Raw genomic sequence first — 14963 nt, forward strand, 5'->3', positions numbered from 1 at the left:
GTCCGTGCGGGCGGACCGCTCGCACGGACTTCACTCCGCCGGGTGAACGGGTTGTCAGATGTTCAGGCTCAACGCGGGGAAGCGGTAGCCGTCCCACAGCGCGCGCTCGGCCTCGTGGGGTGCCCGGACTGTGCGGGACCACGTGTCCCAGATTCTGGTGACCCGGCTGGATTCCTGGTAGCGGGACCAGCCTGGGTCGCCGTAGCGCGCGAACGAGGTCCAGGCCGACTGCATGTTCGCTGACAGCCAGCGCAGTGGCCATGGGTTCGCCTTGTACGCCTCGGCGCCGGCTGGGACGCCGGTGAAGCTCATGGTGCCGAAGACGAAGCCCAGTTCTGAGGCGTGGATGGCGCCGAGGCCACCTGGGGCCGCCCAGTTGAACTGGTACACGTACGCCTTGGCCCACTTGTTCTGGGCTGCCGCGAGGCGGGTCGCCGGGACGCGGAACGTCTGGTCGTTCATCATCGCCAGGGTGATGTCCGAGTCGCTTTCCCCAGGGCGGTCCGCCTTGTACGAAGCGATCATCTTGTCCCGCTGGGGGAACAGTGGTTTGGGGAAGAACGCGGCGTACTGCTGTTGGCCCATTTGCAGGATGGACGGGTCGAACTGGGCGAAGTAGCGGATCTCGTCCTTGTTCGAACCGACGAGCAGGTCGATGCCGCGGGCGTTGCCGGCTTCGACCGCGTCGATCACCGGCCGTTTGATCAGCTGTCCGTCGATGGCTGGCCCGAAGTAGATGGCGCCGCCGATCGAGCTTTCGCCGATCAGTTTCTCCTGCAGGTCGAGCAGGTTTCTGGGGCTCATCGCCCGCAACTGGTCGACGGTCAGGCCCTTGAGCCGGGACGCGAAACTCTGTTGCAGCTCGGGTGAGTGGGTCATGTATCCGGTGCCGCTCTGCAGGACCACCCGGTGGAACAGGCGTTGGGGGTTGTCGGTCGCGAGCATCGCGCTCAGCGAGAACGCGCCTTCGGACTCGCCCACGGCGGTGACGTTCCGTGGGTCGCCGCCGAAGTCCGCGATGTGCGCCTGCACCCATTCATAGGCGGCGATCTGGTCACGGACTCCGTTGTTGCCTGACCCTTGGTAGGCCGGGTCGAGACCGCCGAACTCGCCCCAGCCGAGCAGGCCGAGGCGGTAGTTCACGGTCACCACGACGGCATCGCCGGTCTTCGCCAGGTTCGTGCCGTTGTAGCGGGGTTCGTTGCCGGTGCCGAACCGGGCCGCGCCGCCGTGGTCGAACACGACCACCGGGTGCCTGCCCGGGGTTCTCGGCGCCCACACGTTGAGCCGCAGGCAGTCCTCGTCGGTGTAGATGTCCTTGTCGTCCGGGTACTCCTCGGTCATGCGGTCCCGGAACTGCGGGCAGACCTTGGTGTTGTCGTTCGCCTGGAACGTGCCGGGCCACGGCTGGACCGGTTGCGGCGGCTTGAACCGCAGGTCGCCGACTGGCGCCGCGGCATACGGAATTCCACTGTAGACACACAGGGCGGCGTTGGCCGTGCCGGCCACCCTGCCGAGCGACGTCGTTGTCGTGCAGCCACCGCCGCGGTCGGCCGGCGCCGCGCTCGCGACGGTCGGCGCCAGCAGCAGGCCGGCGACTACCAGAAGACCTGTCAGTTTCATACCTGCATCCTTGGCCGGAAGACGAGCGATCGGATCGCCGACAAGAGGGAGTCAGCTCTGGCCCGCGATGACCAGACCGGACTCGTAGGCGAACACCACCGCCTGCGCCCGGTCCCGCAGGCCGAGCTTGGCTAACAGGTTGCTGACGTGCGTCTTCACCGTGTGCTCGCTGACATACAGCGCGCGGGCGATCTCGGCGTTGGACAGCCCGCGGGCGAGTTGCCGGAGCGTGTCCCGTTCCCGCTCGGTCAGGTCGTCCAGCCGAGCCGCGAGCTTCGGCACCGGATGGCCACGGCCGGCCAGGTCGGCGATGAGCCGCCGGGTCACGCTGGGTGCGAGCAGCGCGTCGCCTGCCGCGATCAGCCGGACCGCATTGACCAGGTCGTCCCGCCGGATGTCCTTGAGCAGGAACCCGGACGCGCCCGCAGCCAACGCGGCGTAGACGTACTCGTCCACGTCGAACATGGTCAGCACGATGACCTTGGCGTTCGTCCGCGCACAGATCTGGCCGGTCGCGGTGACCCCGTCCATCCCGGGCATCCGGACGTCCATCAGCACGATGTCCGGTTCGAGCGCTGCCGCGGCGGCCACCGCGGCGGCGCCGTCCGCCGCCTCCCCCACGACCTCGATGTCCGGCTGCGCGTTCAGGATCAGCGCGAACCCGGCCCGGAACAGGTCCTGGTCGTCCACCACGAGCACACGCAACATCGGCTATCCGATCGGCAGGGTGGCGTGCACGGCGAACCCGACACCGCCCGGACCGGGACCGGTGTGCAGCGTTCCGCCGCACGCCATCACCCGCTCGCGCATGCCGATCAGCCCGTAGCCGCCGGCTTTCCAGTTCACCTGTCCACGGCCGTCGTCGACCACGTCCACCCCCAAAGTCCGTTCGTGCCACTGCAACCGCACCCGGACCGTCCTCGCCGCCGCGTGCCGCATCGCGTTCGTCAACGACTCCTGCACCACCCGGTACACCGTCATGTCCACTTCGGACGATATCGGACGTGGCTCGCCCAGCACCTCAAGCATGGCGCCGTCCATCCGGGCGACGAGATCCCGCACCGACCCGACCCCGACCGTCCGCAACGCCGCCACCACCTCACGCAGCGACGCGATCGCCCCTCGCCCGGTCTCCGCGATCGCGTCGAACGCCGCCGCCGCGCGCGCCGGATCGGCGTGCACGACCAACGGCCCCGCTTCGGCCTGAACGACCATCATTCCCACCGAGTGGGTGATGATGTCGTGCATGTCCTGAGCGATCCTGGTGCGCTCCCGCGCCGCCGCGGCCGCGCGTTCCTCGGCCACGACGCGTGCCTGAGCGCGCCGCGCGCGTGTACTCGTCCCGAGCGCATAGGCCCCGATGTACGCCGCCGCGAGATACCGGTACGTGCTGAAGTCGTCGTCCCCCGACGCGACCAGCGAGATCGTGACCCCCACGACGGTCGCCAGGGCGCACACCGCGCGCCACATCGGCGTGCTCTCGGCAGCGATGACGTAGATCACCAGCAGTGGCCCGGCCGGCAGCAACAGCGGCGTGTACACGGACGCGAGCACGGTGGTCGCGACTCCGACCACAAGCCCAACTGTCTGCGGGGCCCGCCACACCCACACGACCGGCGCGGAAGCGAGCACCGCGAGGGCGATCGCGTCCCAAGGCGCGGTGAGAGCGACCGGTACGACCGTCGCGGCCGTAACCACGACGGTGATCACCAGATCGATCACACGAATCCGCACGCCAGCAGTATGAAGCGACCGTGTGGGCCGCGCCTCGCCCGCCGGAACGAGCCGCCCCTCACCCACGAGGGCGATCAGCGAGTGGAACCCCACGCCCTGGTGGCGCGCAACGGCGGTGCGGGCGCGTCCGTCACCTTCACCACTCGCATGAGCGTCACCGCCGACGGATCGATCGGCGCCAGCAACCGGACCAGCCGGCGGATGACCAACACCGTCAACACGGCGACAGCCGCACCGACCAGGTCCGTCACCGCGGACAGCACGACCAGGTCAGCCTGGGCCTGCACGCCGCCACGGAACCGCCACACGACCGCGACCGCCATGCAGAGGCCGTTGGCCACCCACACCGCCCACCACCACCGCACCAGCCGGCTGGGCCTGGGCCGGGCGTCCCGGTCGCCCTGCTGGGCCATGTGCTCGAGTTCGGCCAGCACCGACCCGGCCACCACCAGGTTGACGACCGGAACGAGCAGCCCGACGAAGAAACTCCGGGTGGGCCGCGCCGGGGCGTATCCGCACACTTCGGTCGCCGCCAGCCGCGACACGGACAGCCACCAGACCGTCAAGGCGATCGCCAGACAGCCCACAGCGAGCGCCAGGCTGGCCGCCGTGTACACGAACGCGTCCGAAGCCCCGACGACGCCGCTGCTCAACGCCCCGAACCGGCTCCGGGCCAACAGCACGTACCGCCACATCTCGGCGCCGGCCGAGATCACCGCGAGGACGGCGAGCAAGCCCAGCATCCCGACCGTGTGCTTGGCCAGGACACGGACCCGCTCGATCGGCGGCACCGCGTGCGACCCCGCCCCGGTGCCGGGCACCGACCGCGGCCACCGCCAGGCCAGGCTCGGGAAGCCCCAGCGCGGCGGCGCCGGATAACGCGGCGGGCCAAGATATGGGCGAGAGCGGTGCTCTCGCGGGCCGCGCCGGGGCGCGCCGGGCGGCGGACTCGCCACCCAGCGGACCCGCGCCGGCCTGGTCACCTAGATGACCTCGGGGTCGGCTTCGGTGTCGCTGACCATGGGCTTTCCGGCCGTCGCCCACGACCGCATGCCGCCGTCGACGTTCACCGCGTCCCACCCGTTGGCGTTCAGGTAGACGGTGGCGCGGGCGGACCGGCCGCCACCTCGGCACACCACGTAGACGCCCTGGTCGGCGGGCAGTTCGTCGAGCCGCCCGGCCAGTTCGCCCATGGGGATGTGCAGCGCGTCAGGGGCGTGCCCGGCCGCCCACTCGTCGTCCTCACGCACGTCGAGCAGGGTCACGTCGGCCGGGATCTCGACCACGCCCACCGAGGGCACGTTCTGTGGGTTCACACCCGAGATGCTGCCACGGCTCGCATAAGTTAGTGGTGAACGGCCTGTTCAGCGCCCACGCCGGTGAGCGCCCGCACCTCCATCTCGGCGTATTTGGCGTCGTCGCGTTCGGACGAGAGCACCGTGCCCAGCCACCCCAGCAGGAACGAGACCGGGATGGACACGATCCCCGGGTTGGACAGCGGGAACCAGTCGAAGTGCTCGCCCGGGAGCATCGAGGAGGTCTCGCCGGACACCGCGGGTGAGAAGACGATCAGCACCAGGCACACGGCCAGGCCGCCGTAGATGCTCCACAGCGCGCCCTGGGTGTTGAACCGCTTCCAGAACAGCGAGTACAGGATCGTCGGCAGGTTCGCCGAGGCCGCCAGGGCGAACGCCAAGGCCACCAGGAACGCGACGTTCTGCCCGTTCGCCAGGATGCCACCGGCGATCGCGATCGCGCCGATGACGAGCGCGGTGATCCGCGCGACCTTGACCTCCTGGGCCTTGTCGTCGACCTCGCCCTTCTTGATGACGTTCGCGTAGATGTCGTGTGCGAACGACGCGGACGCGGTGATCGTCAGCCCGGCCACGACCGCGAGGATCGTCGCGAAGGCCACGGCCGCGACGAGCCCGAGCAACACCGGGCCACCCAACGCCTGGGCCAGCAGCGGCGCGGCCGAGTTGCCCTTGCCGGGCGCGGCGTTGATCGCCTTCGGCCCCACCAGTGCGCCGGCGCCGTAGCCGAGAACCAGGGTGAACAGGTAGAAGACGCCGATCACGCCGATCGCCCACGCGACCGACTTCCGCGCCTCCTTGGCCGACGGCACGGTGTAGAACCGCATCAGCACGTGCGGCAGGCCGGCCGTGCCCAGGACCAGGGCGAGCGCCAAGGACACGAAGTCCAGCTGCGTGATCCCGGTCTTGCCGTACTGCTTGCCCGGATCCAGCGAGGCGCCGGTCTTCGCCGCGTCGCCCAACAGGGTGGACAGGTTCAGGCCATACCTGGCCAGGACCCAGACCGTGATCGCGGCGGCGCCCACCAGCAGCAGGACGGCCTTGATGATCTGCACCCACGTGGTGCCCTTCATGCCGCCGACCAGCACATACACGATCATGACCACGCCGACCACCGCGATCACCACGCCCTGGCCGAACTTGCCGTTGATGCCCAGCAGCAGCGCGACCAGACCGCCCGCGCCGGCCATCTGCGCGAGCAGGTAGAAGAGGCTGACGACCAAAGTGGAAGTGGCCGCCGCCGCGCGGACCGGCCGTTGCCGCATCCGGAACGCCAGCACGTCACCCATCGTGTACTTGCCTGTGTTCCGCAGCAGCTCGGCTACCAGCAACAACGCCACCAGCCAGGCCACCAGGAACCCGATCGAGTACAGGAAACCGTCGTAGCCGTTCAACGCGATCAGGCCGGCGATCCCGAGGAACGACGCCGCGGACAGGTAGTCGCCGGAGATCGCGATCCCGTTCTGCGCGCCGGTGAACGCGCGACCGGCCGCGTAGTAGTCCGCAGCCGTCTTCTGGTTGCGGGACGCCCGGATCACGATCACCAATGTGATCAGAACGAACGCGGCGAAGATCGAGATATTCAGGGTCGGGTTGCCGCCGGACACCCCTTCGGCGAGGATCATTCGTCCGCTCCCTCGATCTTCGCCCGGATTTCCGCCGCTTTCGGGTCAAGGTTCTTGTCGGCGTACCGCACGTACAGCCCGGTGATCACGAATGTGGAAACGAACTGCAGGACGCCAAGGATGAGAGCGACATTGATATTGCCGACCACCTTGGTGGACATGAATCCGTGCGCGTAGTCCGCCAGCAGCACGTACACCAGGTACCAGACCAGGAACAACGCGGTCATCGGGAAGACGAAGCGGCGCAGCCGGTGCCGCAGATCGGCGAACTCCGGGCTGTTCTGCACCTCGGTCCACCTGTCTGACTCGGGTAGCTGATCGAACTGGGCTTGTTCGCTGGTGCTCACTTGACCCTCCGTTCGGGCATTTCCGCTCGGACGGACGTTAGGGACGGAACGACACCTTTGTTAAGGCTCCGTTCGGGGACAGTCGTCACCCGGTTCGGTGCTGCGGTGAACGGTCGTGAATGGCGGATCTTCTTCAGTTCGGCGGTGTTTACCGACGATGCCTGCCGTCCGCGAGTCGAGCGCGTTCCTCGGCCGTACCGAACCGCGCGACGTCACGGTCGCGGATGAATCCGAGCGGGTCGGGCGCGTGCATCCGCAACAGGGTTTGGCCGGTGTCCGCCGGCTGCCGCCGGTGCGTGGCCTTGCTGACCAGCAGAACCACCAGGAACGCGACCGGCACGGTGATCAACGCGGGCTGGCGGACGAAACCCGGTGCCCAGTCGCCGGTGTACCGGCTCACCACGTCCAGCACGATCGCCGAGAGCACCAGGCCACCGCCGACGATCATCCCCGCGCCCGCACCCACCCAGGTCAACTTGCGCCACCAGATGCCGAGCACCAGCACCGGGCAGAACGTGGACGCGGCCAGCGCGAACGTGACCCCGATGGTCAGCGACACGTCGTTGGGCCGCAACACGATCGCCAGGGCCAGCGGGACCGTCCCGGCGAGCAGCGCGGCCCACCGGAAGTCGCGGACCCGACCGGGCAGGACGTCCGTCGACAGCACCCCGGACACGCTCACCACCAGACCCGACGACGTGGAGAGGAAAGCCGCGAACGCGCCGGCCGACGTCACCGCGCCGAGGATCTCGCCGGCCACCCCGGGCACGATCTTCTGCGGTAACGCCAGGACCGCCGCGTCGGTCTTGCCCGTCACGAGCAGCTCCGGCACGTAGATCCGGGACAGCGCGCCCAACAGGATCGGGAAGATGTAGAACAACGCCAGCAACAACATCACGTGCAGGGTGGTCCGACGCGCGGCTTTGCCGTCCGGGTTGGTGTAGAAGCGGACGAGCACGTGCGGCAGGCCCATGGTGCCCAGGAACGTGGCGAAGATCAACGAGTACGTGCTGAACAGGTCGCTTGAGCCGTTCGGATTCGGCTTCATCCACAAGCTGTTCTCCGCGGGCGCGCCGACCACCACCGGCACGACTGCGTTCTTCGGGAACGTCAAAGTGGTGCCGGCGTCGACAGTCACCTGACTGCCCGCGGTCTTCCAGATGACCTCGCCATGCGCCGGGGCGCCGCCGACCGATCCGTCGGCCTTCAGCGCCACATCCGACTTGATCTGCAACGTCACCGGGGTCTCGACGTGAACCGTGGTGTCCTCGGTGAACGTCGGCGGCATCTGCGCGCTCAACCTCGTCGTCTCACTGCGCGCGCCGGCGCCGCCGTGGCCGATGAACAAGGCACACAGGATGAACGTGGGCGCGGCGATCGCGAACAGCTTCAACCAGTACTGGAACGCCTGCACGACAGTGATCGCGCGCATGCCGCCGCCGAAGACGTTCACCACGACCACGACCACGACCAGCACCATGCCGACCCACGACGGCACCGGCATGATCCGGGCGATCAACAGGCCCGCGCTTTGCAGCTGCGGCAACAGGTACAGGACGCCGATCAGGATCACGACGGCGGTGGCGAGCTTGCGCAGCCCGGACGACCCCAGCCGCGCCTCGACGAAGTCCGGCAAGGTGTACGCGCCTGACCGGCGCAGCGGCGCGGCCACGAACAGCATCAACGCCAGATACCCGGCGGTGAACCCGATCGGGTACCACAGCGCGTCCACGCCGTCCTTGAGCACGAGCCCGGCGACACCGAGGAACGACGCGGCCGACAAGTACTCGCCGGACACCGCGGCGGCGTTGCGGCGCGAGCGGACCGTGCGGCGCGCGACCAGGAAGTCCCGGGTCGTGCTGGCCATGCGTGAGCTGCGGTAACCGATGTAGAACGTGACCACGGCGACCAGCAGGATGGCGCAGACCGCCCACAGGTTCAGCGCAACGGCTGTGCCATCCACCGTGAAAACCCTTCGGCTACTTCTCGACCATGTCGACGAAGTCCCGCTCGTGCCGTTCGGCCAGCACGTTGTACCAGTATCCAATGCCGAACAACACCGGGAACGGGACGACCCCCAGAAGCAGCCACGGTAACCGGACCCCGGCGAGCGTCACGTCCGCCATCCCCGGGATGAGGAAGAACAACACGGGCAGGCCGCACAGCAGGACCACGGCGAGCGCACCCAACCGGACCGCGGTCCACAGCTGGATCCGGATGAACCCACGGACCAGCTCCTCGCCGTAGCTGGTCTGTTCCTCCAGCTCGACAACAGTGCGTAGGACGGTGACCGGCGCCCGCGAGTCGGCGAGGATGACCCGTTTCCGGCGCGGCGGCGGCCCGGGAGTGGCGCCGTTCTCCTCCGCGCGGCCCGGACCCGTTCCGGCCGAATGCCTGCTCACAAATCACCTGATCGGGTCATCGCTAGCCGCCGAACCCACTGCGCGGCGACCGGACCAGCTTGTCCTTCAGCTCACGCGTGTGCCGGCGGCTGACCGGCAGCTCCTTCTCCTCGCTGCCGATCACCACGGTGTAGCCGGACGCGCCCATCCGCAGCTCGGTGATCAGGTTCAACGGCACCAGGTACGACCGGTGGATCCGGACGAACCCGACCTTGCCCCACCGCTCCTCCAGCTGCGCCAACGGAATCCGAACCAGGTGCGAGCCGTCCGAGGTGTACAGCCTGGCGTAGTCGCCCTGCGCCTCCACCCAGCGCACCGAGTTGCGGGCGACGAGCTTGGTCGTGCCGGCCAGCTCGACCGGGATCACCTCGTCGTCGCGCGACTCCGCCGCGGCCACACCGCCGACCTGCGTCGCCGTCTGTGTGGGGGCGGCGGAGCGCAGCTTCAACACGACACGCTCGATCGCCTTGTCCACGCGCTGCTGGTCGTTGAGCGGCTTGAGCAGGTAGTCCACCGCGCCCAGCTCGAAGGCGTGCACGGCCTCGTCCCCGCCGACACCGGTGACGAACACCAAGCACGGTGGCGGGCTGAACTCCGCGAGCACTCTGGCCATCTCCATGCCGGTCAGGCCGGGCATGTTGATGTCGCAGAACACGGCGTCCACCGCGGGCATCCCGGCCTTGCGGCGGGCCACCAGCTCCTCGTCGCTGCCGGACAGCACCCGCAGGGCCTCGGCCGCGTCGAAGGCCGTCAGGATTTTGCGAACGTGCCGGTTGTTCTCCAGCCGCTCGGTGATCATGTCTATGCCGGCTTTCTCGTCGTCCACGCAGAGGACGACCAGCCCGGCGGCGCTCTCAATAGTCACGGTGGTCAGCATTTTGCCTACCTCACCACCTCGATGTCCACGGCCATGCGTACCAACACCCTGTGGAGTGAAGGGGGGTCACAGTCCGAACCTGGACCAGGTCGCCCGATTCTCGACCGCCTGAATCGCGGCGCCGAGAAGTCCGGCGCCCATTCCGCCGCCGACGCCGAGCCGGGCGAGCAGTGGCCGGCGGGGTTCCGCGACGGCTATCTCCGCGTCCGGAAAGCGCTCGGCCAGCACGCCGCGCAACGTGCCGAGGCCGTCGACCAATCCGCGCTTGACCGCGGTCGCACCTGTCCACACCTCGCCGCTGAACAGGTCCTCGTGATCCTTGTTGAGCTTGTCACCTCGGCGTTCGGTGACCCAGGCGACGAACTGGTCGTGCAGTTCGCCCTGCAGGCCGCCCAACCATTCCACGTCTTCCGCCTTCTCGGCCAGGAACGGGTCCAGCCGCAGTTTGTTCGTTCCGGCGGTGTGCACCCGGCGTTCCACCCCGACCCGCTCGATCAGCCCGGACAGGCCGAAGCCCGCGCTGATCACGCCGATCGAGCCGACGAGCGAGGTGCTGTGCGCGTAGATCTCGTCGGCCGCGCACGCCAGCCAGTATCCGCCGGACGCGGCCACGTCCTCGCAGAACGCGATCACCGGGACGTTCTTGCGGCCGGCGAGCTGCCGGATCCGTTCGGCCACCAGCGCGGACTGGGTCGGCGCGCCGCCGGGCGAGTTCACCGCCAGCGCGACGGCGACCAGCCGTTCGTGCTCGAACGCCCTGGTCAGCGCCGACTCGACCGAGTTCAGGTTGATCGCCCCACGGCCGATCGGCGACGGGGTCGGGGTGATCACGCCGTGCAGCCTGACCACGGCCACCACGGGTTTCCTGTCGATCCGGTCCCCCAGTCCCGGCAGCCGGGACATCAACTTGTCGGTCATGCCACTCATGGACATGAACTCTACGGACTCGGTGCGTGGCCGTTGGTCGACTGCGACCCGGGGGCCGGCGCGAACTCGTCGAAGTCCTCGTCCGGGCTGGAGTAGTCGGGCAGCGCCGGCCGGACACCCGGGTACGACTTCGGCACCCGCAGGATGACCTTCATGCCCGCGCCGGGCGCGGTCTCGACCATCAGCGCGTACTCGTCGCCGAACACCGAGCGCATCCGTTGGTTGATGTTGCCGATGCCCACGTGCGAGCCGGTCTTGTGGGCGTCCCGCAGGTCGGCGAAGAGCCGGTCGGCGTCCATGCCGACGCCGTCGTCCTCCACGCTGATCAGGGCTTCCGAACCGTTGTCCTGGGCGATCACGGTGACCGTGCCGCCGCCGGGCTTGCGAGCGACGCCGTGCCGGACCGCGTTCTCCACCAACGGCTGCAGCACGAGGAACGGCACGGCCACGCCGAGCACCTCGGGCGCGATCTTCAGCCGGACGCTGAGTCGCTCTCGGTAGCGGGCGCTCTCGATCGTGAGATACCGGTCGATGTTGCGGAGTTCCTCGGACAAGGTGGTGAAGAAGCCGGACGAGCGGAACGAGTACCTCGTGAAGTCGGCGAAGTCCTGCACCAGGTCACGGGCCTGTTCCGGGTCGGTGCGGATCAGCGACGAGATGGTGTTCAACGCGTTGTAGACGAAGTGCGGCGAGATCTGCGCGCGCAGCGCGCGGGCCTCGGCCTGGGCGAGCTGCTGCTTGGCCTCGTCGAGTTTGGCCAGCTCCAGCTGGATGCAGACGAACTTGGCGACCTCGTCGGCCATCCGCATCAGCCGGCCCGAGTTCACGCCACCGACCACGATCAGCGCGCCTTCGACCGTGCCCTCGACGATCAACGGGACGATGACGGCCGTGCGCATCGGGCAGCTGCCGCGCCGGCTGCACGGCAGGTTCTCGTGCTGGATGTGCTCACGCTGGCCGCGCGAAACGGCCGCCACGATGGCGTCGGCGAGGTCCTGGTAGTGGTGGTTCGCCTGCCCGTCCCACGACAGCAGGGCGCCGTTGGCGTCGCTCAGCCCGACGGCCACGCATTTGAGCAGCTCGACCAGATGCTTGACGGTCTGGTCGGCGGACTCCTCGGTCAGCCCGCCACGAAGCTCGGGCGCCGCCTTGGACAGCCGCTGGATCGCGTCCAGCTGCGCTTCGTCCACCGAGGTGCTCACCCGCCGTGTCCGGCACAGGAAGACGAACAGCCCGAGCACGGCGAGTGTCGCGATAGCCCCAAGGACGACGCGCTCGGTCAGGAACTGGACCACTTGTCAATGCTCTGGCACTCGGTAATCACAAGCAAGCTTTGCGGTTACTTTAGTAGACATCGGATGAATCGGTGCGGCAGGGTGGGCGCTGTGCCGACCGAGCGACAGACCAGGCGCGTCGCCCTGTTCGCGACGTGCCTGACCGACACGTTCTACCCCGACACCGCCCGCGCGGTCGTCCGGTTGCTTGAACGCCTCGGGTGTTCCGTGGCGTTCCCGCTGGCCCAGACGTGCTGCGGCCAGATGCACTACAACACCGGTTACCACGATCGGGCCAAGCCGCTCGCCAGGCACACGGCCACCACGTTCGCGGGATACGACGCGGTGGTGATGCCGTCCGGGTCGTGCGCGGGGATGGTCCGGCACGTGTACCCGTCGCTCGGCGTGCGAGTGCCGGCGTACGAGCTGGCCGAATTTCTCGTGGACGTGCTCGGGGTGGAGGACGTCGGGGCATATTTCCCGCATCGGGTGACGTATCACCCGACATGTCACTCGCTGCGAATGCTCGGCGTCGGCGACAAGCCGCTGCGGCTGTTGCGCGCCGTGCGTGGGCTTGAGCTGGTCGAACTCCCGGCGGCGTCGACGTGCTGCGGCTTCGGCGGGACGTTCGCGCTGAAGAACGCGGACGTGTCCGCGGCGATGCTCGCCGACAAGATGACCGCGGTGCTGGAGACATCGGCCGACGTGCTGACCGCCGGCGACAACTCGTGCCTGATGCACATCGGCGGCGGGCTGTCCCGGCTCGGGACCGAGGTCCGTCCGCTGCATTTGGCGGAGATCCTGGCGAGCACGGAGGAGGAGCCATGGGTCGCAACCCGGTGACCTGGCTGGGCAGCCCGACGTTCCCGACCGCCGCGAAGACCGCGCTGGCCGACGACCAGCTCCGCCGCAACCTCAAGCACGCCACCACGCTGATCCGCGACAAGCGCGCCGGGGCCGTCGCCGAACTGCCGGACTGGGAGGAGCTGCGGCTGGCCGGCGAGGCGATCAAGGACGACGTCCTGACCAATTTGGACACTTACCTGCTGCGGCTGGAGGAGTCGGTGACCGCCCGCGGCGGCGTGGTCCACTGGGCCGCCGACGCCGACGAGGCCAACGAGATCGTGCTGCGGCTGACCCGCGAGGCCGGCGCGACCGAGGTGGTGAAGGTCAAGTCGATGGCCACCGCCGAGATCGGCCTGAACGAGGCGTTGGCAGCCGGCGGTGTGCACGCGATCGAGACGGACCTGGCCGAGCTGATCGTGCAGCTCGGCGACGACCGGCCGTCGCACATCCTCGTGCCCGCGATCCACAAGAACCGCACGGAGATCCGCGACATCTTCCGGTCCCGTATGCCGAACGCCGCCGGTCTGAGCGACACGCCGACCGAACTGGCCGAAGCGGCCCGGAAGTACCTGCGGCAGAAGTTCCTGTCCGCGCGCGTCGCCGTCTCCGGCGCGAACTTCGGTGTCGCGTCGACCGGCTCGATCGTGGTCGTGGAGTCCGAGGGCAACGGTCGGATGTGCCTGACCCTGCCGGCGACGCTGATCACCGTGATGGGCATCGAGAAGCTCGTGCCCACCTGGGCCGACCTGGAGGTGTTCCTGCAGTTGCTGCCGCGGTCGTCCACCGCGGAACGGATGAATCCGTACACGTCCGTGTGGTCCGGGGTGACGCCCGGTGACGGGCCGTCCGCGTTCCACCTGATCCTGCTGGACAACGGCCGCACCCGAACCCTGGCCTCCCAGGTGGGCCGGCAGGCGTTGCGGTGCATCCGGTGCTCGGCCTGCCTGAACGTGTGCCCGGTGTACGAGCGGACCGGCGGCCAGGCGTACGGCTCGGTGTACCCCGGCCCGATCGGCGCGATCCTCGCGCCTCAACTCGGCGGCGACATGCGCGACAAGCACGCGGCCTCGCTGCCGTTCGCCTCGTCGCTGTGCGGCGCGTGTTTCGAAGTCTGCCCGGTCCGGATCGACATCCCGGAAGTGTTGGTGCACCTGCGTTCCGAGGCGGTCGCGGCGAAGAGCCGGGTCAGCCCGGAGGCGGTGGCGATGGCGGCGATGGCCTGGGTGATGGCCGGCCCGCGCCGGTTCCACGTGGCCCAGCGCCTGGCCACCGCCGGCCGCCTGTTGGCGCGCAACGGGAAGATCCGCAAGCTGCCGTTCGCCGGTGCACAGTGGACGGACAGCCGCGACCTGCCGGCGCCCGCGAAGGAGTCGTTCAGTGCCTGGTGGAGGCGAACCCGTGGCTGACGCCAAGGCGGAGATCCTCCGCCGGATCCGAACCGCGCTGGCCGACCGCCCGAGCGCGCCGCCCATCCCCCGGGACTACCAACGGTCGCGGCCGTTCCCGTCCGTCCTCGACCTGTTCGCCGAACGCGTCGCCGACTACCGCGCGGTCGTCCGCCGGGTTGACGACGTGCCGGCAGCCATCCGGGATTCCTTGTCCGGCAAGCGGATCGTCGCACCGGACCTGCCCGGCGACTGGCTCGTCCCGGAAGTCACCTGGCTGCGCGAGCCACTGTCGGTCAGCGATCTGGACTCCGCCGACGGAGTCCTCACCGGCTGCGCGGTCGGCATCGCCGAGACCGGCACCATCGTGCTCGACGCTGGCCTCACCCAGGGCCGCCGCGCGCTGACCCTGCTCCCCGACCACCACCTGTGCGTGGTCCGCGCGGACCAGATCGTCGGCACGGTCCCCGAAGCCCTCGAACGTCTCGACCCGCACCGCCCGCTGACGTTCATCAGCGGCCCGTCCGCCACCAGCGACATCGAGATGGACCGGGTGGAAGGCGTCCACGGCCCGCGCAACCTCGAAGTCCTGATAGTTCCAGGCTGAGGC

At 69.0% G+C, this 14963-nt stretch carries 15 protein-coding genes; 3 read left to right on the forward strand and 12 right to left on the reverse strand.

Features of this window, described 5'->3' with window-relative positions; translation table 11 throughout:
* Positions 1–54 precede the first annotated feature (54 nt).
* The 12 genes from EV192_RS01625 to EV192_RS01680 form a co-directional block, all read right to left on the reverse strand.
* A complete protein-coding gene (locus tag EV192_RS01625; RefSeq protein ID WP_132110384.1) occupies positions 55–1623 on the reverse strand; it encodes a carboxylesterase/lipase family protein in 1569 nt (522 codons plus the stop codon).
* 51 nt (positions 1624–1674) lie between these two features.
* Positions 1675–2331: a response regulator gene (locus EV192_RS01630; protein ID WP_132110386.1), complete on the reverse strand. Its 657-nt coding sequence runs from the start codon at positions 2329–2331 to the stop codon at positions 1675–1677.
* A 3-nt stretch (positions 2332–2334) separates the two neighbouring features.
* The gene (locus tag EV192_RS01635) at positions 2335–3357 is read right to left on the reverse strand and encodes a sensor histidine kinase (RefSeq protein WP_132110388.1); all 1023 of its coding nucleotides are present in this window, start codon (positions 3355–3357) and stop codon (positions 2335–2337) included.
* A gap of 74 nt (positions 3358–3431) precedes the next feature.
* Positions 3432–4340, reverse strand: coding sequence for a DUF4328 domain-containing protein (locus tag EV192_RS01640; protein ID WP_132110390.1), 909 nt, complete (start codon positions 4338–4340; stop codon positions 3432–3434).
* Complete coding sequence (locus EV192_RS01645; protein ID WP_132110392.1) at positions 4341–4673, reverse strand: rhodanese-like domain-containing protein; 333 nt, start codon at positions 4671–4673, stop codon at positions 4341–4343. It abuts the gene before it with no gap.
* Between the two features lie 29 nt (positions 4674–4702).
* Complete coding sequence (locus EV192_RS01650; RefSeq protein ID WP_132110394.1) at positions 4703–6295, reverse strand: solute symporter family protein; 1593 nt, start codon at positions 6293–6295, stop codon at positions 4703–4705.
* Positions 6292–6642 (reverse strand): DUF485 domain-containing protein, encoded by a 351-nt coding sequence (locus EV192_RS01655; protein WP_132110396.1) that lies wholly within the window; start codon positions 6640–6642, stop codon positions 6292–6294. The genes EV192_RS01650 and EV192_RS01655 overlap by 4 nt, the downstream gene beginning before the upstream one ends.
* Before the next feature lie 148 nt (positions 6643–6790).
* Entirely contained in the window at positions 6791–8509 is a 1719-nt protein-coding gene (locus tag EV192_RS01660) for a sodium/solute symporter (protein ID WP_132112830.1), read from the reverse strand.
* Positions 8510–8621: 112 nt separating this feature from the next.
* Positions 8622–9044, reverse strand: a complete 423-nt coding sequence (locus tag EV192_RS01665; protein ID WP_243726571.1) for a hypothetical protein — start codon at positions 9042–9044, stop codon at positions 8622–8624.
* A 22-nt stretch (positions 9045–9066) separates the two neighbouring features.
* Entirely contained in the window at positions 9067–9921 is an 855-nt protein-coding gene (locus tag EV192_RS01670; RefSeq protein WP_132110398.1) for a LytR/AlgR family response regulator transcription factor, read from the reverse strand.
* 66 nt (positions 9922–9987) lie between these two features.
* On the reverse strand, positions 9988–10848 hold the full coding sequence (locus tag EV192_RS01675; RefSeq protein ID WP_132110400.1) for a S49 family peptidase: 861 nt from the start codon (positions 10846–10848) through the stop codon (positions 9988–9990).
* A gap of 11 nt (positions 10849–10859) precedes the next feature.
* Positions 10860–12143, reverse strand: coding sequence for a histidine kinase (locus EV192_RS01680; RefSeq protein ID WP_165960164.1), 1284 nt, complete (start codon positions 12141–12143; stop codon positions 10860–10862).
* Positions 12144–12233: 90 nt separating this feature from the next.
* On the opposite strand from EV192_RS01680, the gene EV192_RS01685 reads away from it, so the two are divergent.
* The 3 genes from EV192_RS01685 to EV192_RS01695 are packed head-to-tail and all read left to right on the forward strand — an operon-like array spanning position 12234 to position 14960.
* Positions 12234–12965, forward strand: coding sequence for a (Fe-S)-binding protein (locus EV192_RS01685; protein ID WP_243726572.1), 732 nt, complete (start codon positions 12234–12236; stop codon positions 12963–12965).
* Positions 12947–14374, forward strand: coding sequence for a LutB/LldF family L-lactate oxidation iron-sulfur protein (locus EV192_RS01690; protein WP_132110404.1), 1428 nt, complete (start codon positions 12947–12949; stop codon positions 14372–14374). Before EV192_RS01685 ends, EV192_RS01690 begins: the two co-directional genes overlap by 19 nt.
* A complete protein-coding gene (locus EV192_RS01695; RefSeq protein WP_132110406.1) occupies positions 14367–14960 on the forward strand; it encodes a LutC/YkgG family protein in 594 nt (197 codons plus the stop codon). Before EV192_RS01690 ends, EV192_RS01695 begins: the two co-directional genes overlap by 8 nt.
* Positions 14961–14963: the final 3 nt, after the last annotated feature.

It is taken from the genome of Actinocrispum wychmicini (assembly GCF_004345645.1).
GTDB lineage: Bacteria > Actinomycetota > Actinomycetes > Mycobacteriales > Pseudonocardiaceae > Kibdelosporangium > Kibdelosporangium wychmicini.

Excerpts from the sequence above, each read along its gene's own strand:
- EV192_RS01625 (WP_132110384.1), bottom strand. The coding sequence starts at position 1,623 with ATGAAACTGACAGGTCTTCTGGTAGTCGCCGGCCTGCTGCTGGCGCCG.
- EV192_RS01630 (WP_132110386.1), bottom strand. The coding sequence starts at position 2,331 with ATGTTGCGTGTGCTCGTGGTGGACGACCAGGACCTGTTCCGGGCCGGG.
- EV192_RS01650 (WP_132110394.1), bottom strand. The coding sequence starts at position 6,295 with ATGATCCTCGCCGAAGGGGTGTCCGGCGGCAACCCGACCCTGAATATC.
- EV192_RS01660 (WP_132112830.1), bottom strand. The coding sequence starts at position 8,509 with ATGGCCAGCACGACCCGGGACTTCCTGGTCGCGCGCCGCACGGTCCGC.
- EV192_RS01670 (WP_132110398.1), bottom strand. The coding sequence starts at position 9,921 with ATGCTGACCACCGTGACTATTGAGAGCGCCGCCGGGCTGGTCGTCCTC.
- EV192_RS01675 (WP_132110400.1), bottom strand. The coding sequence starts at position 10,848 with ATGAGTGGCATGACCGACAAGTTGATGTCCCGGCTGCCGGGACTGGGG.
- EV192_RS01690 (WP_132110404.1), top strand. The coding sequence starts at position 12,947 with ATGGGTCGCAACCCGGTGACCTGGCTGGGCAGCCCGACGTTCCCGACC.